Source organism: Methylophaga sp. (assembly GCF_048266885.1).
In the GTDB taxonomy this organism is placed as follows: Bacteria; Pseudomonadota; Gammaproteobacteria; order Nitrosococcales; family Methylophagaceae; genus Methylophaga.
The window spans coordinates 23,274-44,514 of record NZ_JBLWYR010000014.1; the positions used below are offsets into that span (position 1 = coordinate 23,274).

Annotated in this window: 23 protein-coding genes and 1 other RNA gene; 15 read left to right on the top strand and 9 right to left on the bottom strand. The window is 43.9% G+C overall.

Annotation, left to right across the window (positions count from 1 at the left end):
• The first annotated feature begins 58 nt into the window (after positions 1 to 58).
• The gene (locus ACN0V2_RS08410; RefSeq protein WP_417550366.1) at positions 59 to 514 is read left to right on the top strand and encodes a hypothetical protein; all 456 of its coding nucleotides are present in this window, start codon (positions 59 to 61) and stop codon (positions 512 to 514) included.
• 1 nt (position 515) lies between these two features.
• On the opposite strand, the gene ACN0V2_RS08415 is transcribed toward ACN0V2_RS08410, so the two are convergent.
• Positions 516 to 1,415, bottom strand: a complete 900-nt coding sequence (locus ACN0V2_RS08415; protein ID WP_417550367.1) for an AraC family transcriptional regulator — start codon at positions 1,413 to 1,415, stop codon at positions 516 to 518.
• Between the two features lie 173 nt (positions 1,416 to 1,588).
• Between ACN0V2_RS08415 and ACN0V2_RS08420 the strand changes: the two genes are divergently transcribed.
• The 4 genes from ACN0V2_RS08420 (at position 1,589) to msrA (ending at position 4,236) form a co-directional block, all read left to right on the top strand.
• Complete coding sequence (locus ACN0V2_RS08420) at positions 1,589 to 2,332, top strand: SDR family oxidoreductase (protein ID WP_417550368.1); 744 nt, start codon at positions 1,589 to 1,591, stop codon at positions 2,330 to 2,332.
• A 34-nt stretch (positions 2,333 to 2,366) separates the two neighbouring features.
• Complete coding sequence (locus ACN0V2_RS08425; protein WP_417550369.1) at positions 2,367 to 3,122, top strand: SDR family NAD(P)-dependent oxidoreductase; 756 nt, start codon at positions 2,367 to 2,369, stop codon at positions 3,120 to 3,122.
• 149 nt (positions 3,123 to 3,271) lie between these two features.
• A complete protein-coding gene (msrB, locus tag ACN0V2_RS08430) occupies positions 3,272 to 3,733 on the top strand; it encodes a peptide-methionine (R)-S-oxide reductase MsrB (RefSeq protein WP_417550370.1) in 462 nt (153 codons plus the stop codon).
• Positions 3,730 to 4,236 carry a peptide-methionine (S)-S-oxide reductase MsrA gene (gene msrA, locus ACN0V2_RS08435; RefSeq protein ID WP_417550371.1) on the top strand — a complete coding sequence of 169 codons (507 nt, stop codon included), beginning with the start codon at positions 3,730 to 3,732 and terminating at the stop codon, positions 4,234 to 4,236. Before msrB ends, msrA begins: the two co-directional genes overlap by 4 nt.
• Positions 4,237 to 4,299: 63 nt before the next feature.
• Here msrA and ACN0V2_RS08440 read toward each other — a convergent pair whose 3' ends face one another.
• From ACN0V2_RS08440 to smpB, 3 genes are all read right to left on the bottom strand, one after another.
• Positions 4,300 to 4,896: a nucleotidyltransferase domain-containing protein gene (locus tag ACN0V2_RS08440; RefSeq protein ID WP_417550372.1), complete on the bottom strand. Its 597-nt coding sequence runs from the start codon at positions 4,894 to 4,896 to the stop codon at positions 4,300 to 4,302.
• A gap of 255 nt (positions 4,897 to 5,151) precedes the next feature.
• Positions 5,152 to 5,512, bottom strand: a transfer-messenger RNA (tmRNA) gene (gene ssrA, locus ACN0V2_RS08445).
• 56 nt (positions 5,513 to 5,568) lie between these two features.
• A complete protein-coding gene (gene smpB / locus ACN0V2_RS08450; protein WP_417550421.1) occupies positions 5,569 to 6,045 on the bottom strand; it encodes an SsrA-binding protein SmpB in 477 nt (158 codons plus the stop codon).
• Positions 6,046 to 6,137: 92 nt separating this feature from the next.
• Here smpB and ACN0V2_RS08455 point away from each other — a divergent pair, with 92 nt between their 5' ends.
• From ACN0V2_RS08455 to ACN0V2_RS08465, 3 genes are read left to right on the top strand one after another with little or no spacing between them, the layout of a single operon-like run.
• A complete protein-coding gene (locus tag ACN0V2_RS08455) occupies positions 6,138 to 7,514 on the top strand; it encodes a sodium-dependent transporter (protein WP_417550373.1) in 1,377 nt (458 codons plus the stop codon).
• Between the two features lie 32 nt (positions 7,515 to 7,546).
• Positions 7,547 to 7,987: a type II toxin-antitoxin system RatA family toxin gene (locus ACN0V2_RS08460; protein ID WP_417550374.1), complete on the top strand. Its 441-nt coding sequence runs from the start codon at positions 7,547 to 7,549 to the stop codon at positions 7,985 to 7,987.
• A complete protein-coding gene (locus ACN0V2_RS08465) occupies positions 7,974 to 8,300 on the top strand; it encodes an RnfH family protein (RefSeq protein ID WP_417550375.1) in 327 nt (108 codons plus the stop codon). Before ACN0V2_RS08460 ends, ACN0V2_RS08465 begins: the two co-directional genes overlap by 14 nt.
• On the opposite strand, the gene ACN0V2_RS08470 is transcribed toward ACN0V2_RS08465, so the two are convergent.
• A complete protein-coding gene (locus ACN0V2_RS08470; RefSeq protein WP_417550376.1) occupies positions 8,290 to 9,096 on the bottom strand; it encodes a ferritin-like domain-containing protein in 807 nt (268 codons plus the stop codon). The genes ACN0V2_RS08465 and ACN0V2_RS08470 overlap by 11 nt on opposite strands.
• Complete coding sequence (locus tag ACN0V2_RS08475; RefSeq protein ID WP_417550377.1) at positions 9,089 to 10,069, bottom strand: ABC transporter permease; 981 nt, start codon at positions 10,067 to 10,069, stop codon at positions 9,089 to 9,091. The genes ACN0V2_RS08470 and ACN0V2_RS08475 overlap by 8 nt, the downstream gene beginning before the upstream one ends.
• Positions 10,070 to 10,288: 219 nt before the next feature.
• On the opposite strand from ACN0V2_RS08475, the gene ACN0V2_RS08480 reads away from it, so the two are divergent.
• The 4 genes from ACN0V2_RS08480 to ACN0V2_RS08495 all read left to right on the top strand — a co-directional run bounded on the left by ACN0V2_RS08480 (position 10,289) and on the right by ACN0V2_RS08495 (position 13,083).
• Positions 10,289 to 10,648 carry a rhodanese-like domain-containing protein gene (locus ACN0V2_RS08480; RefSeq protein ID WP_417550378.1) on the top strand — a complete coding sequence of 120 codons (360 nt, stop codon included), beginning with the start codon at positions 10,289 to 10,291 and terminating at the stop codon, positions 10,646 to 10,648.
• Positions 10,649 to 10,681: 33 nt separating this feature from the next.
• Complete coding sequence (locus ACN0V2_RS08485; RefSeq protein WP_417550379.1) at positions 10,682 to 11,431, top strand: hypothetical protein; 750 nt, start codon at positions 10,682 to 10,684, stop codon at positions 11,429 to 11,431.
• Positions 11,432 to 11,507: 76 nt separating this feature from the next.
• Positions 11,508 to 12,356, top strand: a complete 849-nt coding sequence (locus tag ACN0V2_RS08490; protein WP_417550380.1) for a DUF692 domain-containing protein — start codon at positions 11,508 to 11,510, stop codon at positions 12,354 to 12,356.
• Positions 12,340 to 13,083 (top strand): DNA-binding domain-containing protein, encoded by a 744-nt coding sequence (locus ACN0V2_RS08495; protein WP_417550381.1) that lies wholly within the window; start codon positions 12,340 to 12,342, stop codon positions 13,081 to 13,083. Before ACN0V2_RS08490 ends, ACN0V2_RS08495 begins: the two co-directional genes overlap by 17 nt.
• A gap of 84 nt (positions 13,084 to 13,167) precedes the next feature.
• Here the strand turns inward: ACN0V2_RS08495 and ACN0V2_RS08500 are convergent, their stop codons facing one another.
• Positions 13,168 to 13,800 carry a bifunctional 4-hydroxy-2-oxoglutarate aldolase/2-dehydro-3-deoxy-phosphogluconate aldolase gene (locus ACN0V2_RS08500; protein ID WP_417550382.1) on the bottom strand — a complete coding sequence of 211 codons (633 nt, stop codon included), beginning with the start codon at positions 13,798 to 13,800 and terminating at the stop codon, positions 13,168 to 13,170.
• Positions 13,801 to 13,832: 32 nt separating this feature from the next.
• Positions 13,833 to 15,656, bottom strand: coding sequence for a phosphogluconate dehydratase (gene edd / locus ACN0V2_RS08505; protein WP_417550383.1), 1,824 nt, complete (start codon positions 15,654 to 15,656; stop codon positions 13,833 to 13,835).
• Positions 15,657 to 16,081: 425 nt separating this feature from the next.
• Here edd and trmB point away from each other — a divergent pair, with 425 nt between their 5' ends.
• The 3 genes from trmB (at position 16,082) to ACN0V2_RS08520 (ending at position 19,942) form a co-directional block, all read left to right on the top strand.
• Positions 16,082 to 16,768 carry a tRNA (guanosine(46)-N7)-methyltransferase TrmB gene (trmB, locus tag ACN0V2_RS08510; RefSeq protein ID WP_417550384.1) on the top strand — a complete coding sequence of 229 codons (687 nt, stop codon included), beginning with the start codon at positions 16,082 to 16,084 and terminating at the stop codon, positions 16,766 to 16,768.
• 79 nt (positions 16,769 to 16,847) lie between these two features.
• Entirely contained in the window at positions 16,848 to 18,140 is a 1,293-nt protein-coding gene (locus ACN0V2_RS08515; protein WP_417550385.1) for an OmpP1/FadL family transporter, read from the top strand.
• Between the two features lie 2 nt (positions 18,141 to 18,142).
• Positions 18,143 to 19,942 carry an AMP-dependent synthetase/ligase gene (locus ACN0V2_RS08520; protein ID WP_417550386.1) on the top strand — a complete coding sequence of 600 codons (1,800 nt, stop codon included), beginning with the start codon at positions 18,143 to 18,145 and terminating at the stop codon, positions 19,940 to 19,942.
• Here ACN0V2_RS08520 and folC read toward each other — a convergent pair.
• Entirely contained in the window at positions 19,934 to 21,238 is a 1,305-nt protein-coding gene (gene folC / locus ACN0V2_RS08525) for a bifunctional tetrahydrofolate synthase/dihydrofolate synthase (RefSeq protein ID WP_417550387.1), read from the bottom strand. The two genes, ACN0V2_RS08520 and folC, sit on opposite strands and share 9 nt — an antisense overlap.
• Positions 21,239 to 21,241 lie beyond the last annotated feature (3 nt).

Consider the following 21,241-nt stretch of genomic DNA (forward strand, 5'->3'; position numbering starts at 1 on the left):
GGTATGCTTGCAAGGATTCTATTTATCCTTAAACCTTAAAAAGACACCGGGCAGCATCATGAATAACAAGTTAATTTTAGCGATTGGTTTAATTTTGCTCATCACTATTATTGTGTTGGCTTCAAATTTAATCAGTGATCCATCAACACCCTCTTTAGCGACCAATCAACAGCAACCTATTGATGAGGTATCTATTGAAGAAGGCTTTCTGGAAGCTGAAAAATTAATTAATTCGCGTGCCCCCATCAAAATTGATGATGAAACTCGGCTGAATAAAGCTTTAGCGGGCCCGGGTGATTTGATGACCTATTTTTATTCATTAACCAATGTCACTGTAAATAATGTGAATCCAACTGCAGTGCTGGAAGATATCAAACCCAAATTGCTTGCGAGCCTGTGCAGCAACCCGGATATGCAGCCGGTTTTAGAAGCCGGTGCCCGATTGGTCTATGTTTATTCCGATAAAAACGGTCAGGATGTGGGTCGTATTCAGGTAGTGGCGGCAGACTGCTGAATTAGGCAACCGACGTTTCGCTCATGATAAGGCTCTTATCACGTTTCGGCGGATGACCAAACATGCGCGCATATTCTCGGCTAAATTGTGAAGGGCTTTCATACCCTACCTGATAGGCGGTGCTGGCAGCATCTTGCTGATCTGCCAACATGATTTTTCGTGCTTCAAGTAATCTCAATCTTTTTTGAAACTGCAATGGGCTCATCGCGGTCACCGCTTTAAAGTGACTGTGAAAAGACGAGACACTCATACCGATTTGGTTCGCCAATGCTTCTATTTTGATGGGTTGGTTATAGTTATTTTTTAACACTTGAATTGCCGCTGAAATCCGTTGCATATGACTGCCAGCTTGTGCCATTTGAGCGATAACATCGCCATATTGTCCATTGAGCAGCCGGTAGTAAATTTCTCGTTTAATCATCGGCGCTAATAATGGAATATCTTGTGTGGCCTCCAATAAACGAGCTAAACGCAATACACCATCACCCAATGATTCATCCACATCACCGACAAAAATACCTCGTTGACTGGGTGTTTTATTGTTAATGGGTAATTTTGCCTGCACCATTAGCTCCGCCAATTGATGCTGATCCAATTCAATCTGCAAACACAAATAAGGCTTATCTTTACTTGCCTCAATGACTTGACCAATCACCGGTAAATCGACAGAAACCACGAGATATTCAGAAGGCTGGTATTGATAGATTTCATCTTCTAGTAATACTCGTTTCTTGCCCTGCACAATGATGCACAGTGAAGGTGTGTAAACACTCGGCAACTGATCATTTATTTGGGTAAGTCGGATGCAGTTCACGCCCGGAATCGCTGTACTTTGAATACCCTCTTCCGTAGAGAATTTATCAACTAATTGGGCAAGTTCAACACATTGACTATCATTCATTTTCTAAATATCCCAATGGGTTAGTGAAAGTCATTATAGAAGAATGAGAAGCTGTAAATATAGTTATTTGTAGAAATAGGCAATCATGTTGTAGCTCTGTGTATCCAAATCCCCCTGCTTCACCTCTACCATTTGAATCGTCACTTAACACAACATTCAAATGGAGAATGATTATGCAAAATGTCAAAAATAAAGTGGTTTTGATTACTGGCGCTAGCAGCGGTATCGGTGAAGCTACCGCCAGAGCAATTGCCAAACAAGGTGCGATTGTTGTACTAGGCGCACGTCGAACCGATCGGCTTGAAAGCATTGTAAACGAGATTCAACAAGCTGGCGGACAAGCGGCCTATCGTGAATTGGATGTAGCAAATGCCACGCAAGTTAACGAGTTTGTGGCCTTTGCCAAAGACACTTTCGGTCGCGTAGATGTGATGTTCAATAACGCTGGCATTATGCCTTTAGCCCCGATGCGTGCTTTAAAAACCGATGAATGGAACAGCATCATCGATATCAATATTAAAGGTGTATTGAACGGTATCGCTGCCGTATTACCGATCATGGATCAGCAAGGTCATGGGCATATTATCAACACCGCTTCCACAGGTGCGCAGGCAGTAGCTTCCTCTTGTGCCGTTTACTGTGCCAGCAAATATGCCGTTCGAGCCATCAGCGAAGGTTTGCGTCAGGAATCGAACAACCTGCGGGTAACCGTACTCTCCCCGGGTGTCACCACCACCGAACTGGGTCACGATATTACCGATGAAACTGCTGCAAGTTTAGTAGAGCAATTACGCACCATGTCCCTTGACGCAGAAGCCGTGGCTAATGCCGTTTTATATGCTATTTCACAACCTGATAATGTGGATGTGAATGAGTTGGTGATTCGCTCGGTGTCTAGTTATGGTCATGCCTTCTAACGCAATCTCAATTTAATTTATCAGGAGATTAACAATGAATAAAATTGTATTAATTACTGGCGCAAGTCGTGGGCTGGGGAAAAATATGGCTTTGCATTTGGCAGATCAAGGTCGAGATATTATTGTTACCTACTACGCCAATAAACAAGAAGCGGACTCGGTAGTAAAAGCCATTGAGGCTAAAGGAAGAAAAGCGGTCGCGTTGCAACTGGATGTCCGCAACTCAGAGAGTTTTAACGATTTTAGCAATAAGGTAAAACAGCAACTACAAACCATTTGGCAACGTGATCAATTTGATTATTTAATTAACAATGCAGGCAGCGGCGCATATAAAACCTTTATTGAAACCACAGAAGCCGATTTTGATCAGATGAGCAATGAACATCTTAAAGGGCCATTTTTCTTAACCCAAAAACTGTTGCCATTAATCAAAGACGGTGGTCGGATCTTGAACGTATCCTCGGGCTTAACCCGGTTGGCCTACCCCGGATTTGTGGCATATGCCATTATGAAAGCTGCAGTTGAATTACTTACGCTCTATCTTGCCAAAGAGTTAGGTGAGCGACGGATTTCGGTCAATACCATTGCACCAGGCGCAATTGAAACCGATTTTGGTGGTGGTTTAGTGAGAGATAACAAAGAAGTTAATGATCACATTGCCCAAATCACTGCGTTGGGTCGGGTTGGTCAGCCGGATGATATTGGCGGTGCCGTGGCTGCCATTCTATCTGACGAGGCTGGTTGGATTAATGCCCAACGGATTGAAGCTTCAGGTGGTCAAGGTATTTAAGTCATAAGCAATCAGGCAGTTCAAATTATCGAACTGCCTGATTGACCTTTTAATTAAGTTTTAAACAGAATCACGAACAAAAAGCGCTGCAACTTGCCTATAGTGTTTATATAAATATCCAAACTAATAAGCAAAGAGGCAAAACCATCATGAAAGATTACAAAAAATCGCCAAATGCTGTTGAACAACTAACTCCAGAACAACATTACGTCACCCAACAATGTGGTACTGAACCGCCATTCGATAATGCCTATTGGGATAATCACGAAGCTGGTCTTTACGTCGATGTGGTTTCAGGTGAACCCTTATTTGCTTCGGTTGATAAGTTTGATAGCGGAACCGGCTGGCCAAGTTTTACCCGTCCAGTGCAGAGTGAAAATGTGAATGAAAATTTTGATGACAGTCTAGGCATGCGCCGTGTTGAAGTACGCTCAGTGCATGGTGACAGTCATTTGGGACATGTCTTCCCTGACGGCCCTGAAGAAGCCGGTGGCATGCGTTATTGCATCAACTCCGCCTCACTACGATTTATTCCAGCGGATGAACTGGACATTGAGGGTTATGGTGAATTTAAAAAGCTGTTTTCAGAAACCTTAGGTGAAACAAAATGAGCGAGACAAATACTGAACGTGCCGTACTGGCCGGTGGCTGCTTCTGGGGTATGCAGGATTTAATTCGTAAATTACCCGGAGTTGTCTCATCGCGAGTTGGCTATACCGGCGGCGATATTCCAAATGCCACTTATCCAAACCATGGCACCCATGCCGAAGGCATTGAGATCATCTTTAATCCCGAGCAGATTACTTACAGACAATTACTGGAGTTTTTCTTTCAGATCCACGACCCGACCACACCAAATCAACAAGGTAACGATCGAGGCATGAGTTATCGCTCAGCGATTTATTACACCAGCGATGAACAAGCCGAAATTGCCAAGCAGACGATTGAAGATGTAAATCAATCCGGAATATGGCCCGGCAAAGTTGTTACCGAAGTAGAACCCGTCGGTGCTTTCTGGGAAGCCGAACCCGAACATCAGGATTATCTACAACATTATCCAACAGGCTATACCTGCCATTACATTCGGCCAGATTGGAAGTTGCCGAAAAGCTGAATTGCATTCCCACGCAGGAGCGTGGGAACCAGGACTTAATTGGATCAGCCTCGCCTCAATTCTTTAACTATTATTAACGTCATTTTCTGATCCCTTCAGCCAAATCTTCGGTTGGTCCATTGCCTTTGAAATAAATGCATTATCTTCCTGCCATTTCTGTTTGAACTGCTCTAATTCATAAACAGAAGGATTGATAGGTCGCGATAAAGTCTTTTCAGCGTCAACAAGACATTCCATCAAGTCCGCATAAGCCAACTTATCAGAAATAACCAGCAGATCAATATCGCTTTTGACAGTTGCCTCGCCCTTCGCGACGGAGCCATAAATAAAGGCGCACAAAACCTGTCCATCAATGGGGGTTAAAGCCTGCCGAACGACATCAGCTACCCCGAATGTCTTTGTGGCAATTAAGACCAGCTCACCGAATATCGGATTATCTGGGTTTGCTTGATAGTGCTGTTGATTACCTTCTTTCGAACTAATCAATATGCCCGCGCTAGTGAGTTTTTCCAATTCTCGTGTAACTGTGCCCCGCCCCATCGCAGCCATGCGAACAATCTCGTTCGTATAAAAACTTTTATCAGGTTTGCCATACAACAAACCCAGCACACGTTGCTGTGTTTTTGTAAACAATGCCTCAGCGATGGATGTTACTGACATACAACACCATTAATAAAATACCCAATATGGGTACTATAATCCCCATATTAGGTATTTACAACTTTGATGTAATTTTCTCGAAAAATAAGCGAACAAAACAACTCTGTTTCCCAAAGTCCTTTTTTATGTTCCATTCGTCAATTGCAGGCTAGAAAGAATTTAAATTAGAAGGTAATAGTATGTTCAGAAATACCATTTAATTTTTAGCAAACTTAAGGCACAAAAAAACCACCCAAAGGTGGTTTATTTTTGTTTTGGTGGAGGCGGCGGGAATCGAACCCGCGTCCGCAAATCCTCTGCCTTCAGCTCTACATGCTTATTTCATCTATTAATTTAACTACTAGCTACCCGATGAACAGGGAAAACTAGAAGCGATCTTGTTAAGTTTTAGTCTATCAGTACCAAGCATACGTCAAGACGGTCTTGTGAGAGTCGACGCCCGATACCAGACGCACAAGCACGGCTCTGGTCGAACGGCATTCACTGGTTATTAAGCAGCTAGTGCGTAGTTGTTATCGTTAGCAACTATAATTTTCCAATCTTTTTAACGAGAAGAACTGGAGTTCTCGGCATGCACCTTAGGTTTCGTAACCCACGTCGAAGCCAGGTCGCCCCCAAAGGTTTGTAGTACGTTGGTCATTATACGGATTTTAAAGTTCCGTGACGATCTCTTTAAATGTTTTTAAACAGTCGTTCTTTATCTCGTTGCCAGTCACGCTCTTTCATAGTGGCGCGTTTGTCGTGCATTTGCTTACCTTTTGCCAAGGCAATTTCGATCTTGGCTTTGCCCCGCTTCCAGTACATGTTGAGTGGGATCAAGGTGTAACCTTTGCGCTCAACTGCGCCAATCAGCTTATTTAACTCGTTACGATTGAGCAGCAGTTTTCGGTCGCGTTGTGGTTCAGGAACAACATGGGTAGAAGCCGTTTTTAATGCGGTAACTAGCGCATTGGCTAACCAGGCTTCGCCATGACGGATCAAAACATAGCTGTCACTCAGCTGTGCTTTACCATCGCGTAAGCTTTTTACTTCCCACCCTTCCAACACCAAACCCGCTTCAAATTTTTCTTCTATAAAAAATTCGTGGCGCGCTTTCCGGTTACGGGCAATCGTATTATCTGTTTGTTGCGGTTTATTCTTGTTGGCCATGGCGGCATTATACATGTGCATATTGCTGCTTGGCTTGAGCATTTTAGGAATTTCGCCCAGAATCGAGGCTATTTATCTGTTATGAGTGTGATATGGATAGACCGTTAAAGTCGGTTCATGGCGAGTGGACTTCACGCTGGGCCTTTATTCTCGCCGCCACCGGTGCAGCTGTTGGTCTAGGAAATATATGGAAATTCCCCTATATCGCCGGCGAATATGGCGGTGGTGCATTTGTTCTGGTTTACCTTGCTTGCATCTTTGCCATCGGTCTGCCGATTATGATGGCGGAAATTCTCATCGGTCGACGTGGCCGACAAAATCCATTTAATAGTTTTGCCAGTCTGGCAGCAGAAGAAAAAGCATCTTCACTGTGGAAATATCTTGGTTTTGCTGGCGTATTAGCTGGTTTTTTAATCTTATCTTATTACAGCGTGATCGCCGGTCAGGCCATGGCCTATGTTCCTCGTTTATTATTCAATGTGTTTGAGGGTGTAACACCGGATGGTGCGCGTAACCTGCATCTAGCATTGATTAAAGATCCCGAAAAGCTGCTGGCCTGGCATACCATTTTTATGATGCTGACCATGTTGATTGTTAGCCGTGGTGTGCAACGTGGATTGGAAAAATCTGTGCGTTTTTTAATGCCAGCTTTGTTTCTGATTTTGCTGGCATTAGTGGCATACGCTTATCAAACCGGTGTTTATTTTGATCAAGCAGTGAGCTTTCTATTCAAACCAGATTTTTCCAGACTGACTACCGAGGGTGTTTTAGCCGCAATGGGTCATGCCTTTTTTACCCTGAGTCTGGGAATGGGAGCCATCATGGTCTATGGCTCATATCTCCCCAAAAAAGCCTCTATATTTAAGGTCTCACTCGCCATTTCGTTTATGGATACAGCAGTTGCCATTTTGGCTGGTCTGGCCATTTTTCCGCTGGTGTTTGCCAATAATATGGCACCGGGTGCAGGGCCAAGTTTAATATTTGAAACATTACCAATCGCCTTTGGCCATATGAACAATGGCGCAGTTTTCGGGGCGATGTTCTTTTTACTATTGGTTTTTGCCGCATTAAGTTCTGCGATAGCTCTGGTTGAGCCAGTGGTGACCTGGTTAGTCGAAAACTTTGAGATAAAACGGCTTAATGCCTGCATTTGGGTCGGTATATTGATATGGTTACTTGGGCTGCTGAGTTTGTTCTCTTTTAACGTGCTAAAAGACTGGACTTGGCTTGATATGACGGCCTTTGAGTTGCTGGATTATCTTACTGCCAATATTATGTTGCCTTTGGGCGGCATGTTAATCGCAATATTTGCCGGATGGATCATGTCGCAACGCAGTACTCAGGAAGAGCTGGGGATTAAATCCAACCTGATTTATCACGAATGGCGCTTTTTAGTTCGCTACGTTACGCCAATAGCAATTTTTGTTGTATTCGTGAGTTTGACAGGTGTATTGGATTTCATCTTTTGATTATTTTCATTAGAGGTCAATAGAAACACTAAATGACGACTATTACACGCAGTTCACTGGTGATGTATACGCCGGATCAGATGTTTGATCTGGTGAACGATGTTGAGGCTTACCCCAGTTTTCTTCCCTGGTGTCGTGGCAGTAAAATTATCAGTAAGAGTGATAAGGTGATTTGTGCCACGTTGGATATTGCCAAAGGGGGTATTCACCATGAGTTCTCGACCCGCAATACCCTGCAACACGGTGAATCTATCCGTATTGAGTTGATTGATGGTCCCTTCAGACATTTAGAAGGTTTTTGGCAGTTCAGTCCGATTGGTGACAACGAAGGTTGCCGAGTTCAGTTGGATATGGATTTTGAGTTTTCTACACGATTATTGGATTTGGCTTTAGGCCCAGTTTTCACGCAAATATCGGGTTCATTGGTAGAAGCTTTTTGTGTACGCGCGAAGGAAATTTATGGAACACGTTGACGCCAAATTAATCACCGTTGAAGTGGCGTATGCACTGCCTGATGAACAAGTGATTATGTCACTGGAAGTTGCTGATAACACCTCGGTTGAACAGGCAATCAAACGATCTGGAATATTAGAGCGTTATCCGCAAATCAATATAGATACCGACAAAGTCGGAATTTTTGGCAAAATCTGTAAGCTGGATGCCACACTTAGCCACAAAGATCGCATTGAGATTTATCGTCCATTGATTGCTGACCCTAAAGAATCACGCCGTCAAAAAGCTGAAATGGAAAAGAAAAACAAAACCGCAGAAGCCGCTAACGATTGAGTTCTAACCAATCCAATTCTGCATCAGTAAAGCCCGCCTGTTTGCGGGCTGCAATATGAAATGGCCCACGTATCTCACCATTAAAGTAGGTTTTTAATAAGTTGGTAAATGTCGATGTCGGCTCAAGATCGCGTTGCTCGCAAAGATAATTAAACCAACGTGTGCCGATTGATACGTGGCCTATTTCTTCTCGCAAAATCACTTCAAGAATTTCTACCGCAGCCAGATCACCACTGGCACGTAGTTTATTCATCATGCCTGGTGTCACATCCAATCCCCTCGCCTCTAATACTCTTGGTACCAAAGCCATACGAATCAACGGATCATGATGTGTTTTACGTGCCATTTCCCACAAACCATCATGGGCAGGAAAATCGCCATAGGCATAACCGGCTTGCTGCAGGTGTGCTGACAGCATGGAAAAATGCTTGGCTTCTTCATCGGCAACTTGCATCCAGTCACGATAATAATCGTCCGGCATATTGCTAAAACGTGCAACGGCATCCAGCGCTAAATTAATCGCATTAAACTCGATGTGACAAATTGCATGAATCAGGGTGGTATGACCGGTTTGTTGATTGTTTCGGCGGCGTGGTAAATCGCGAGGTGAAACCAGTTGTGGTTTATCCGGTCGGCCTGGATTCACTGGAACAGGCAAAGGTGTATGCACGATGTTGTAACCATGTTCATGACATTCTGTTGCCAGTTGACGAGTTTGATGGGCTTTCTCAGCCGCGTTACTTATTAGCAAGCAATCTAATGCCCGAGCACGTAAATCAATTTTTGAATCAACCATCCATTCGTACTCGTGGATCAACAAAGGTGTATGAAATATCCGTTAGCAGCAGTCCCAGAATGTATAAGACTGACCCCAGAAACACCATGGCGCGAACAATGGCAAAATCCTGTGCATGAATGGCGTCAATGGTGTAACTGCCCAGCCCCGGAATGCCAAAGAAAGATTCCAAGATAAGACTGCCCATAAACAAGGTTGGTATCACCACAACCGCGCCAGTCAAAATTGGAATCATGGCGTTTTTCAAGACATGCTGAAATAAAACCCTTATTTCAGAAAGACCTTTGGCTCTGGCAGTGCGTACATAATCTTTGGAGATTTCTTCCAGAAATAAAGTACGGTACCAACGCGAACCGGAGCCAATACCTGAAACAATACCAATTGCTACCGGTAACAGCAGAAATTTAATGGTACTGAAACCTTCACCAAAGCCAGATACAGGGACCAGCTGCATCACCTTACCGATAACAAACTGCCCTGCAATGATGTAAAACAAACTGGAAATCGACATCAAAATCACACACAGCACTACCCCGCCCAGATCGACATACGTCGCTCGAAAAAACACCATCATCAAAGCAAAAGTGATATTGACCAATAAGCCAACAATAAAAACCGGAATAGCAATCGCCAGACTTGGCCACATACGGGTTTGGATATCCTGACCAATATCCCGTCCATCATCTGCCTGGCCAAATTGAAAACTGAATAACGCTAAGGATTTATCAAAAAAGATCGTATCGGTTAGTTTCTCAACGCCTTCGGCGGATTCATTCCACAACAAATCTCGATCATACCCGCGCTCTTGTTTCCAGGTGGTAATAGCCTGCTCAGTAATATAGCGCTCGCCCAACTGCATACGCGCCATATCGTCAGGCGTATTGACCATAAAAAATAACGCAAATGTCAGCGCATTCACGCCCAGCAGAATAGGAAAAGCATACAAAATACGGCGGATAATATAAGCCAGCATAATTATCTCAGGCACTGATATAACGTTCTGCATTGAGACGCAAATTTTGCGTTGCTCAAGTGGATGTTATGGATCAGCCGGGTTAACAGGAATTAAGGTAAAACATTGTAACAGTGCTATCCTCAGATTGGTTATCAAGTGATTACTAATATTGAAGGTTTGTAAGACAACTATTAATGATTACTATGGTCACAGATTTGAATAACTTTGGAGGAAAGCATGGCAAAAACAGCAATGGATCTCGTTCAGGCAGCTAAGGCAGCGATTCAGCAGATCAGCGTTTCTCAATCTCAGCAAATGTTGGAAGATGACAGTATCGCGTTGGATGTGCGTGAACCAGACGAGTTTGCGGTGGGCCATATCGCTGATGCTAGACATATTCCTCGCGGGATGCTGGAGTTTTCTATAGAGAACCATCCTGATTTTCAAGATGAAACTCGATCTATTGTGGTTTATTGCAAATCTGGTGGTCGCAGTGCATTGGCAACCGCAACATTACAACAACTTGGTTATACCAATGTGTATTCAATGATTGGCGGTTATGATGCTTGGTGCGCCGCATCAAATGATGATGAATAAATATTATTAGAAAAAAGTTTCGAGGGGGGATACATGTATACACGCTTTTGGGTGATAGTCGCATTGATGATGATCAGCTTGTCAGCCATCGCCGCTGAAACGCAGATAATGGTTCGTGCTAAAGCGGTTGATTCAAAATTCATTGGTACCAGTGTTGGTGGGATCCGTACCATTGTGGAAGATGCTGAAACCGGCGAGATTCTTGATGAAGGCTGGATAAATGGTGGCACTGGCGATACAGCTTTGTTGATGGAAAACCCATTAAAACGTGGCGAACCTCAAACCGATGAAAAAACAGCCGGCTTTTTAGCGAAAGTAGATATTGATACTCCAAGATTGCTGCGTTTTAAATTAATCGGTCCGTATGGCTATCAACAAGCCTATCAAGAAGCCAGTGTGACCAGCTGGGTAGTGCCAGGAAAAGATATTCTTGGTGATGGCATTATTATTACGTTAACAGGCTTCATAGTTGATGCTTGGACCCGAGTGTTAGAAGGTGGTCAGGTCGATATCTACACCAAAGCCTCTTTGTTATGTGGTTGTCCAATCACTAAAGATGGGCTCTGGCAGGCGGATAACTACGAAGCAAAAGCCATCATCATGCGTGACGATAAAAACATCGATGAAGTAACGCTGAACTTTACCGGCCCAGCCGGCATGTTTAGTGGCAAAACCACAATTACTGAACCAGGACATTACAAAGCCGTTGTGTATTTGTACGATGCTAAAACGGGCAATGTTGGTGTCGATAGGTCAATGTTTGAAATTCCAGAGGCACCTTAAGCTTTAGTCATGTTTATTTGTAACAAATTGTGTTTGATGTCGTCTATTCAGTATCACAATCAAAATGAGTAACCGCATGAGAACACAAGGTTATGCCGTTAATGGAGCCGGTCTTGGATTAAGACGTAGCTTTGTTGACGATATCATGCAACTGGATCACCCGCCTATCGACTTTATTGAGGTCGCTCCGGAAAACTGGATGGAAATGGGGGGACGATTGGGCAAAAAACTGCGGGCGTTCAGTGAGCGCTTTCCGATGTTATGCCATGGTCTTTCACTCTCGATTGGCAGCCCTGCTCCGCTTGATGAAGCTTTTGTTAAACGCATTAAGCAATTTTTGGATCAGCACAACGTACGTTTATACAGCGAACATCTGAGTTACTGCAGTGATGATGGGCATCTCTATGATTTGATGCCGATCCCGTTTACGGAAGAAGCCGTGGTGTATGTTGCTGACCGCATCAGCCGGGTACAGGATATTCTGCAGCGGCGGTTGGTAATTGAAAATGTCTCTTATTACGCCTCTCCCGGACAACAAATCGACGAGATTGAATTTATTAATGCCATTCTTGAACGGGCGGATTGTGAGCTATTGCTTGACGTAAACAACGTCTATGTAAATAGCATTAATCACCACTATGATGCCAAGGCCTATATTGGCGCGATTAACAGCAAACGCATCGCTTATCTGCATATTGCTGGCCATTACAACGAAGCCGAAGATTTGATTATTGATACGCATGGTGCGGATGTAATTGATCCGGTCTGGCAATTATTACATCACACTTATCAGCAGCACGGCGTTATTCCCACCCTGCTGGAACGTGACTTTAATATCCCCTCGCTCAGCACCTTATTTGATGAGGTGGCCCATATTCGTGACATCCAATCTCAATACCGATCAGAACATGTCGCAAGTGCCTGATTTCAAACAGACCCAACAACAATTCACCGCGCATCTGCGTGATCCGAATTCTGTACCGGAACCGGCTGATATTGAATCACGCCGCATGGCGATTTACCGACGTCTGGTTTATAACAATATTGAGAGTTTTTTAAGCAATGCTTGTCCGGTGTTAAAGCAAATTCTCGGTGAAACAACTTGGCACAATCTGGCAGCTGATTTCATACGTCAACATCGCTGTAGTTCCCCGTTATTCAATGATATTGCGCGCGAATTTGTTAGTTATCTGGAAGACCATCCCCAGCATTATTCATCCATGCCATTTATCGCCGAATTAGCTCACTACGAATGGGTGGAATTGGCGCTAGGAATTGCCACGCCAGATTTTGAAAAACGCGAAGTTGATGCACATGAAGATGTTCTGCAACTCACCTTGCAACGCTCAGCCCTAAGTTGGAGTTTTGCCTATCATTATCCTGTTCACCAAATCGCACCAGATAATCTGCCGGAAAAACCTGCAGAGACGCCGTTTTTTCTGCTGCTATACCGCAATGCAAATGATCAGGTGAAATTCATTGAATTAAATCCCGTCAGTGCCCGATTACTCGATTTACTTGATAGTGGTCAGACTGGCCAGCAAGCCGCTGAAGCCATTGCTGAAGCTTTGCAGCACACTAACCCTGAGATTGTTACGCAAGGTGCCAGACAGCTCATTGCAGACTGGCTGGAACGGGGCATAGTGATCTAGGTTATGAAAATTAAACAGGACCTACGGACATAAAAAAACCGGGTTAGTGAACTAACCCGGTTTTAATTTTAAGCTTGTTTTATCTTAGTTAGTCGCGAGTTCAATCGCTTCCGCAGCCAAACGGGTGATTTCATCCCAGTTTTCTGCTTCTACCAAATTCGCTGCACACATCCACGATCCGCCTACACAGCCAACATTTGGCAAGCTGTAATAGTTCTTAACATTTTTCTGACTCACTCCACCTGTTGGACAGAACAGGATTTGTGGAATCGGTGCACCAATTGATTTCAACATTGGCACACCACCCGCCGCTTCGGCTGGGAAGAATTTCATTGCAGTGATACCACGTTCCAACAAACGCATGGCTTCACTTGGATTAGCAACACCTGGTAATAATGGCACGCCAGTTTTTAAAGCGGCTTCGATCAACGTATCCGTTGTGCCCGGGCTGACGATAAATTCAGCACCAGCATCAATAGCTGCATTTAATGTTTCGATATTAATAATAGTACCTGCACCTACAATCGCATCTGGCACTTCAGCTTTAATGCGGCGAATAGATTCAAGTGCTGCGTCAGTACGTAAGGTAATTTCCAACACTCTCAGACCACCTTTAACCAACGCTTGGGCTAAAGGAACTGCATGCTCAACATTGTTGATGACCATCACCGGAACAATCGGTGAAACTTGCATAATTTCGTGAATCGTTTTGCTCATATAAAAAGATATCCCTAATTCTGGTGGGTAGATTATTCAACGTTGAACATATTGATGGCGCCTTCTTCAGCTGAAGAAACGCCGGCCCGGAAACTGTCAAACAGTTCACGACCGCTACCATAATGATGTTCGGTATTAGCCATCATACAAGACAGGCGTGCATTAAATTCTTCCTCATCAACCAGGACATTCATAATGCCATTTTCGGTATCGAGATGAATAATGTCACCATCTTTGATTCGGGTCAGTGGACCACCATCAGCTGATTCCGGACACATCTGAATAGCAGATGGTACTTTACCTGACGCACCAGACATACGACCATCAGTCACCAATGCAACTTTGAAACCACGATCTTGCAATACACCGAGCGGTGAACTGAGTTTATGTAGTTCTGGCATACCATTGGATTTTGGTCCTTGGAAACGTAATACAACAATCACGTCTCTCTCTAACTCACCATTTTTGAATGCGGCAACCGCATCATCTTGGTCATCAAAAACCATGGCAGGTGCTTCAACTACACGATGCTGAACATCTACTGCAGAGACTTTGGAAACACCTCGTCCCAAGTTACCCTGGATAAGATGCACACCACCTGATTTAGCAAATGGCTCATCTACGGTACCGATAACGTCTTTATCTAACGACTCTTTAGGGCCTTCTTGCCAAATCAATTTACCGTCAATTATTTTTGGCTCTTGGCTGTACTGTTTCAAGCCTTTTTCATTACCGACAGTAATAATGTCTTCATGCAATAAGCCGCTAGAAACCAGTTCCTGAATCAACACGCCCATGCCACCAGCTGCCTGGAAGTGATTCACATCCGCACTACCATTAGGATAAACACGACTTAATAATGGAACAATATGCGATAAACGATCAAAATCATCCCAGTTAATTAAGATACCTGCAGCACGCGCAACAGCAACGATATGCATCGTGTGGTTAGTTGAACCACCGGTTGCCAGCAGACCGATAATGGCATTAAGAATCGCTTTCTCATCGATCATATGACCGATAGGACGATAATCATCACCCATCGCAGTAAATTTCAATACCTGACGTGCAGCTTCTTTGGTTAACTCATCACGTAGGGGCGTATTTGGATTAATAAACGTGCCGCCCGGCAAATGCAGACCCATGATTTCGACCATCATCTGGTTGCTGTTCGCTGTACCGTAAAAAGTACAGGTACCTGGGCTGTGATAAGACTCAGACTCTGCTTTAAGCAATTCTTCGCGGCCAACTTTACCTTCAGCAAATAATTGGCGAATGCGGACTTTTTCTTTATTAGGTAGACCACTTGGCATCGGACCTGCTGGCACGAAAATGGTCGGTAAATGACCAAAACTTAATGCACCAATTAATAAGCCCGGAACGATTTTATCGCATACACCCAGCATCATTGCTGCATCAAACATATTGTGACTTAAGCCAACCGCAGTGGACATCGCAATAACGTCGCGGCTGAACAAGGATAAGTCCATACCTGGAAAGCCCTGCGTTATGCCATCACACATAGCTGGAACACCGCCAGCAACCTGTGCAACACCACCGGCTTCTCTAGCAGCATCTTTAATTAATGGCGGGAAATCTCTGTAAGGCTCATGAGCTGACAGCATATCGTTATAGGCTGTAATAATCCCGATGTTGGCTTTTTTGTTTCCTGCAAGATCACTTTTTTCATTCACTGAACAGGCAGCAAAACCATGTGCTAGATTGCCACAACCCAACGTCAGACGATGAGGGCCTTGGCCTGCAGCTTCGTCTACACGAGCAAGATATGCCGTGCGAGATTTTTTACTACGTTCGATCACTTCGTTAGTGAGCGAGTCTAAAACCGGATGAACCATAAAATGAGTCTCTCTTTCGTTTACTTGTAATGTCGAAGTAGCGGGATTCGAGGCCGCGTGGTTGCAGCAGCGTTAATCCATCAGAAATTTATATTCAGACGGAGCATTATAGTCCTTATCACTCTTTTTCGCACTGTTTCTGGGGTTTTGTCATTACAATTATCAAAATAATGTTCTCCATTTTTTGTATTAATTAGCAGATCAATCCCAGAATTACTTGCTTGACAGAAAAACAATCACTTTCCCTATGGGACGAATTCCCCGCCAGAGATCCTAAACATACCACTATCCGCTTCGCTAAGATTTAAATAGTGCGAGGGTAAAACACCACTTCCAGAGGATTTTCCCACAGGGCTTAGGTATGATGTCACGCTATTTTTCATCGACCTATCGATGACCTATTGCTCTATTTTAAGGTGAACAAAATGACAGAAGGTAAACGCCTCCGTCAGGTGAAAAGCTTTGTCAAACGTGAAGGTCGCTTAACCCCCGGCCAGCAAAAAGCGTTAGATCTTTTATGGCCAAAGTTTGGTATTGAAGCTGATGGTCAGCCGATCGATATGCAAAACTTGTTTGGTCGTGATGCGCCAGTTGTATTTGAGATCGGTTTTGGCAACGGCGCTTCGCTTGTCGAAATGGCGATGCAACAACCTGAATACAACTTTATCGGTGTTGAAGTACATCGCCCAGGGGTCGGCCAACTATTAAAAGCGATTGAAGATAACAATCTAACCAATCTGCGGGTGGCATGTACTGATGCTGTTGAATTACTAAAACTTCAGATTGCTGATAACGCACTGGAGCGTGTGCAACTTTACTTTCCCGATCCCTGGCATAAAAAACGTCATCACAAACGCCGTATTATCCAACCCACTTTTGTAACGATATTGGCACAAAAAATTCATCCGACTGGTTTTTTACATATGGCAACCGATTGGCAGGATTACGCTGAGCAAATGCTGCAGGATCTCTCTGCAAGCTCAGAATTTGCCAATATCAGTGCTACAGGAGATTACATTCCTCGGCCTGATTATCGACCATTGACCAAGTTTGAACAACGCGGCCATCGTCTGGGTCATGGTGTTTGGGATTTATTATTTCAGCGTAACTAATTATTACAAACTTGCTTCATTTGCATGCTTGAGCTAGTTTTGCCCTTTATATAATTCATTCTTACTAGGTAACGCTGCCATGCCCATGTCTCGTGCAACTCAATTTAGTTTTTATCTTTTGTTCGGGGCGGCCAGCAATTCTGCTTTGGCGGCAGGTTATGCATTGATAGAACAGAGCATTACCGGCCTGGGCCGAGCATTTTCAGGTAGTGCCGCCGTAGCGGATGATGCCAGCACTATCTTTTTCAATCCAGCCGGACTGACTAATTTATCGCGAAAAGAAATGAATCTGGGGTTGAATCTAATCGCGCCAAGAGCCGAATTCTCGGATAACGGCTCCAATATTAGCGGCACACCATTAACAGGTGGTGATGGCAGTAACGCTGGTGAACTTGCAGCCGTTCCAAATTTTTATTACTCCCAACCGTTAAATGACAGAACAGTAATTGGTCTAGGTGTCGGCGCACCATTTGGTCTGGTGACCGATTATGGAGATAGTTGGCAGGGGCGTTACCATGCGATTCGCTCAGATTTATTAACAATAAATATCAATCCCAGTATTGCATTTAAAACTACCGAAAAATTGTCGTTAGGATTTGGCGTAAACCTTCAATATATTGATTTGGAATTAAGTCAGGCAGCCAACTTTGGCGCTTTTGCTGGTGCCTCACAACAAAATGATGGTCGAGTCCGTTTAACGGCGGATGATTGGAGTTGGGGTTATAACCTTGGCATGACTTATCAGTTCACCGAAGCCACGCGCATGGGCTTAAGTTATCGTTCAAAAATCACGCATGACTTAACCGGTGATGGGGAATTTCGTATTCCAGAGAATTTCAGTGGTCCTGCCGCCGCTGCCGGCATTCGGGATGGCAATATTGCTGGCCGGGTGACCTTACCTGAATCCGCATCGATTGCTTTACATCATCAGTTGAATTCAAAGTGGTCAGTTATGGCTGATGCCAGTTGGACACGCTGGAATCGCTTTGAAGAATTACGTATTAACTCAGATGTACAGAGTCTAAATTCTGTTAAAGCAGAAGACTGGGAAAATGCCATGCGTTACGGATTGGGCGTCGAATATAAAGCTAATGAACGTTGGTCATGGCGTACCGGTGTTGCCTATGATGAAACGCCTATTCCTAATGCTCAACGTCGAACTCCCCGCATCCCTGACAGCGACCGCACTTGGTTGGCATTTGGGGCAAGTTACCACTACAGCGACAACATCATTTTCGATGCTGCTTATACCCATATATTTATGAAAGACACCAGCATTGATGATACAGATTCGAATGGCAATCAGTTGCTAGGCCGCTATAAAAATTCGGTAGATATCGTTGGTGTCCAGTTACGCTGGTTATTTGATTAATAATGGCCGTCAACGATTACATCTCACCTGAAAAGGCGCAAACCCTTTATGGCTTGTTTTGTGAAAGAGTAAAACTCAGCCCTGACAAGGATGCCTACGGGTATTTTGATGATGGCAGTTGGCAAAGTCTAAGTTGGCTGCAGGTTGCAGATTCAGTTCAGCATTGGCAAAAAGCCTTACAACAAGAAAACCTGCGAAAAGGCGATCGGGTTGCACTAAATTTACGAAACAGCAAAGAGTGGATTTTTTTCGATTTAGCGGCATTAAGTCTTGGTTTAGTGGTGGTACCTCTTTACCCAGATGATCGACCAGATAATGTCGCCTATATTCTGCAGGATGCTGATGTACGTTTATTGATATTAAACAGCACAAAACAATGGTCAGCAATTAAAGCAGTTTTACCCGAAGAATATAATCTTAAACGAATTGTTATTGTTAATGATGAATCGAACGATAACGATCCTCCTTTGACTTCAATGGCCGCATGGCTCGAACAAGCTGATAGTGACATCGTTATCTCCCCTGCTGAAGCTGATCAATTAGCATCAATTATTTATACCTCCGGTACCACAGGCCGCTCGAAAGGCGTTATGTTGAGCCATCAAAATATGTTGTCCGTGGCCTACGGTTCATTACAATTTTTTGAAATTTTACCTGACGATATTTTCTTATCATTTTTGCCGTTGTCTCACACTTTGGAGCGTACCGGTGGATACTATTTGCCAATGATGGCAGGTTCCAAAGTCGTCTTTTCACGCAGTATTCCGCTGTTGGCCGAGGATATGCGACAAGTTCAACCCACTATCATGATCGCTGTACCCAGGATTTTTGAACGAATTTATGATCGGGTCCAAAAACAACTTTCTGAGGGTAACTGGATTCGACATCTAATTTTCAAGTCAGCAATGAATGTCGGCTGGAAAAGATTTCATTATCAACAAGGCCGTAAATATTGGTTCCCTTCATTACTGTTATGGCCATTACTTAATAAACTAGTCGTGAGCAAATTTCATCAGCGTTTAGGTGGTAAATTACGTCTGGCTGTCAGTGGTGGCGCCGCATTGCCTAGTTATGCAGCTAAAATGTTTATTGGCTTAGATTTAACCTTGCTTCAGGGATACGGACTAACCGAAACCAGTCCAGTTATAAGTGTGAACGAACCCTCAAGCAATGATCCGGCGAGTGTGGGTCGGCCAATTCAAGGTGTTGAAGTACGCATTGGTCAGGATGAAGAACTTCAAGTTAAGGGGCCTGGCAATATGCTGGGCTATTGGAATAACCACAAAACAACCGCCCAAACGATTGATGCTGATGGCTGGTTACATACGGGTGATAAAGCCCTTATAAATGATAGTGGACATATTTATATTATTGGACGCATCAAAGATATCTTGGTACTCAATAATGGTGAAAAAGTCCCGCCCGGTGATATAGAAGCAGCCATTATTAGCAACGGGCTGATTGAGCAGGCTTTAGTATTGGGTGAAGGTCAGCCTTATTTGTCTGCGTTACTGGTAATTAATGGTGAAAAGTGGCCGCAAATTGCACAGCAGCTCGGTCTGGATCCACTATTAAAAGACAGTGTTAATAGCAAGGTGCTGCAACAGCATTTTGTTCGATTGCTGAGGCAGTGGTTATTCGAGTTTCCAGCTTATGCCCGAATTCGACGGGTCTATCTAATGTTGGAACCTTGGACCATCGAAAATGGGTTATTAACACCGACGTTAAAAGTGAAACGAGCATTGGTGTTGGAAAAGTTTAAACCTCAGATTCAGGCCATGTATAAAGACACATCAAGCTGAGACCGACAAGGTTTCATTAATAAAATCTGGGATATGGCGCATTACCGCTTCAACGGTGTGAAATGAGCCAAAAATTAAAATACGATCGCCAGCAACAGCGCATTTAAATGCGCGATCATAAGCCGCTTCTACAGTTTCATTGACATGCACCTTGCCATCCAAATTTTTTTCTTTCAAACCTGCAGCCAACTCTTCTGATGATTGTCCTCGATTACCGGTTAACCCACCAAGAAACCAATTATCAATAACTGGCAATAAGGCATCAAAAACAGCCCGACTGTCTTTATCCCGCAACATGGCAATAACGGCATGAGTTTTACCTTTGCATGGAATCTCCCGTAACAGTTTTGCCAGGTTTTCTGCGCCTTGCTGATTATGAGTTACATCGAAGATATGGGTGACAGGTCCTTCAATTAGCTGAAAACGACCCGACAATTTGACTTGCTGTAAACCTGTCCGAATAGCGGATTCATTTATCTTTTCCATACCAGCAGTTTTCAACAAACTGATCACTTGTAACACTGCTGCACTATTCTGGATTTGATAACAACCAAGTAATGCCGGGTGAGGCAGAACTTTAAATTGTTCAGTGGCGTTGTGCCAATGCCATAAATCGCCATCAGTTTCAGCCGTATAATCCTTGCCAGCAACATACGCTGGCGCGGCCAGTTTTTGTGCGATATCAAGAACTGTGGCGGGAGGTGAGGATTCACTGCAAACCACCGGATGATGAGCTCGCATAATGCCTGCTTTCTCTACCCCTATAAGTTCACGAGTATCTCCCAGCCATACAGTGTGGTCTAAACCAATAGGAGTAATTAGGGCAATATCTGCATCAAACAAATTCACCGCATCAAGGCGGCCGCCCATACCGACTTCGAGTATTGCAATATCTATATCTTGATGACAGAAAATATCCGCGGCAGCTAATGTGGCAAATTCAAAATAACTGAGTGAAACGTCACCTCTAGCCGTATCAATACGATCAAAGGCTTCACAAATTTGTTGATCTGATGCCGTTTGACCATCTACCACGATGCGCTCGTTATAACGCAATAAATGTGGTGAGGTATAACATGCCGTACGATAGCCGGAGGTAGAGAGAATCGAGGCTAATAAAGCAACTGACGAGCCTTTACCATTAGTCCCAGCAACCGTCACGATTCGAAATGGTAATTTTTTATCGGCATACATTCGCTGCCAAACCACTCGGATCCGATCTAAACCAGGATCTATTTCAGTGAAATGCAGTTGCTCTTGCCATGCCAGCCACTGTGGCAAGCTATTAAATCGCATAAA

Bases quoted from the DNA above. Each gene is read 5' to 3' on its own strand.
- ACN0V2_RS08420 (WP_417550368.1), top strand. From the start codon at position 1,589: ATGCAAAATGTCAAAAATAAAGTGGTTTTGATTACTGGCGCTAGCAGC.
- ACN0V2_RS08470 (WP_417550376.1), bottom strand. From the start codon at position 9,096: ATGGTTGATTCAAAAATTGATTTACGTGCTCGGGCATTAGATTGCTTG.
- ACN0V2_RS08485 (WP_417550379.1), top strand. From the start codon at position 10,682: ATGTATACACGCTTTTGGGTGATAGTCGCATTGATGATGATCAGCTTG.
- smpB (WP_417550421.1), bottom strand. From the start codon at position 6,045: ATGGCCAACAAGAATAAACCGCAACAAACAGATAATACGATTGCCCGT.
- ACN0V2_RS08440 (WP_417550372.1), bottom strand. From the start codon at position 4,896: ATGTCAGTAACATCCATCGCTGAGGCATTGTTTACAAAAACACAGCAA.
- ACN0V2_RS08495 (WP_417550381.1), top strand. From the start codon at position 12,340: ATGTCGCAAGTGCCTGATTTCAAACAGACCCAACAACAATTCACCGCG.
- ACN0V2_RS08415 (WP_417550367.1), bottom strand. From the start codon at position 1,415: ATGAATGATAGTCAATGTGTTGAACTTGCCCAATTAGTTGATAAATTC.
- ACN0V2_RS08490 (WP_417550380.1), top strand. From the start codon at position 11,508: ATGAGAACACAAGGTTATGCCGTTAATGGAGCCGGTCTTGGATTAAGA.
- ACN0V2_RS08410 (WP_417550366.1), top strand. From the start codon at position 59: ATGAATAACAAGTTAATTTTAGCGATTGGTTTAATTTTGCTCATCACT.
- trmB (WP_417550384.1), top strand. From the start codon at position 16,082: ATGACAGAAGGTAAACGCCTCCGTCAGGTGAAAAGCTTTGTCAAACGT.
- folC (WP_417550387.1), bottom strand. From the start codon at position 21,238: ATGCGATTTAATAGCTTGCCACAGTGGCTGGCATGGCAAGAGCAACTG.
- ACN0V2_RS08500 (WP_417550382.1), bottom strand. From the start codon at position 13,800: ATGAGCAAAACGATTCACGAAATTATGCAAGTTTCACCGATTGTTCCG.
- msrA (WP_417550371.1), top strand. From the start codon at position 3,730: ATGAGCGAGACAAATACTGAACGTGCCGTACTGGCCGGTGGCTGCTTC.
- ACN0V2_RS08460 (WP_417550374.1), top strand. From the start codon at position 7,547: ATGACGACTATTACACGCAGTTCACTGGTGATGTATACGCCGGATCAG.
- ACN0V2_RS08425 (WP_417550369.1), top strand. From the start codon at position 2,367: ATGAATAAAATTGTATTAATTACTGGCGCAAGTCGTGGGCTGGGGAAA.
- msrB (WP_417550370.1), top strand. From the start codon at position 3,272: ATGAAAGATTACAAAAAATCGCCAAATGCTGTTGAACAACTAACTCCA.
- ACN0V2_RS08465 (WP_417550375.1), top strand. From the start codon at position 7,974: ATGGAACACGTTGACGCCAAATTAATCACCGTTGAAGTGGCGTATGCA.
- ACN0V2_RS08475 (WP_417550377.1), bottom strand. From the start codon at position 10,069: ATGCTGGCTTATATTATCCGCCGTATTTTGTATGCTTTTCCTATTCTG.
- ACN0V2_RS08520 (WP_417550386.1), top strand. From the start codon at position 18,143: ATGGCCGTCAACGATTACATCTCACCTGAAAAGGCGCAAACCCTTTAT.
- ACN0V2_RS08515 (WP_417550385.1), top strand. From the start codon at position 16,848: ATGCCCATGTCTCGTGCAACTCAATTTAGTTTTTATCTTTTGTTCGGG.
- ACN0V2_RS08455 (WP_417550373.1), top strand. From the start codon at position 6,138: ATGGATAGACCGTTAAAGTCGGTTCATGGCGAGTGGACTTCACGCTGG.
- ACN0V2_RS08480 (WP_417550378.1), top strand. From the start codon at position 10,289: ATGGCAAAAACAGCAATGGATCTCGTTCAGGCAGCTAAGGCAGCGATT.
- edd (WP_417550383.1), bottom strand. From the start codon at position 15,656: ATGGTTCATCCGGTTTTAGACTCGCTCACTAACGAAGTGATCGAACGT.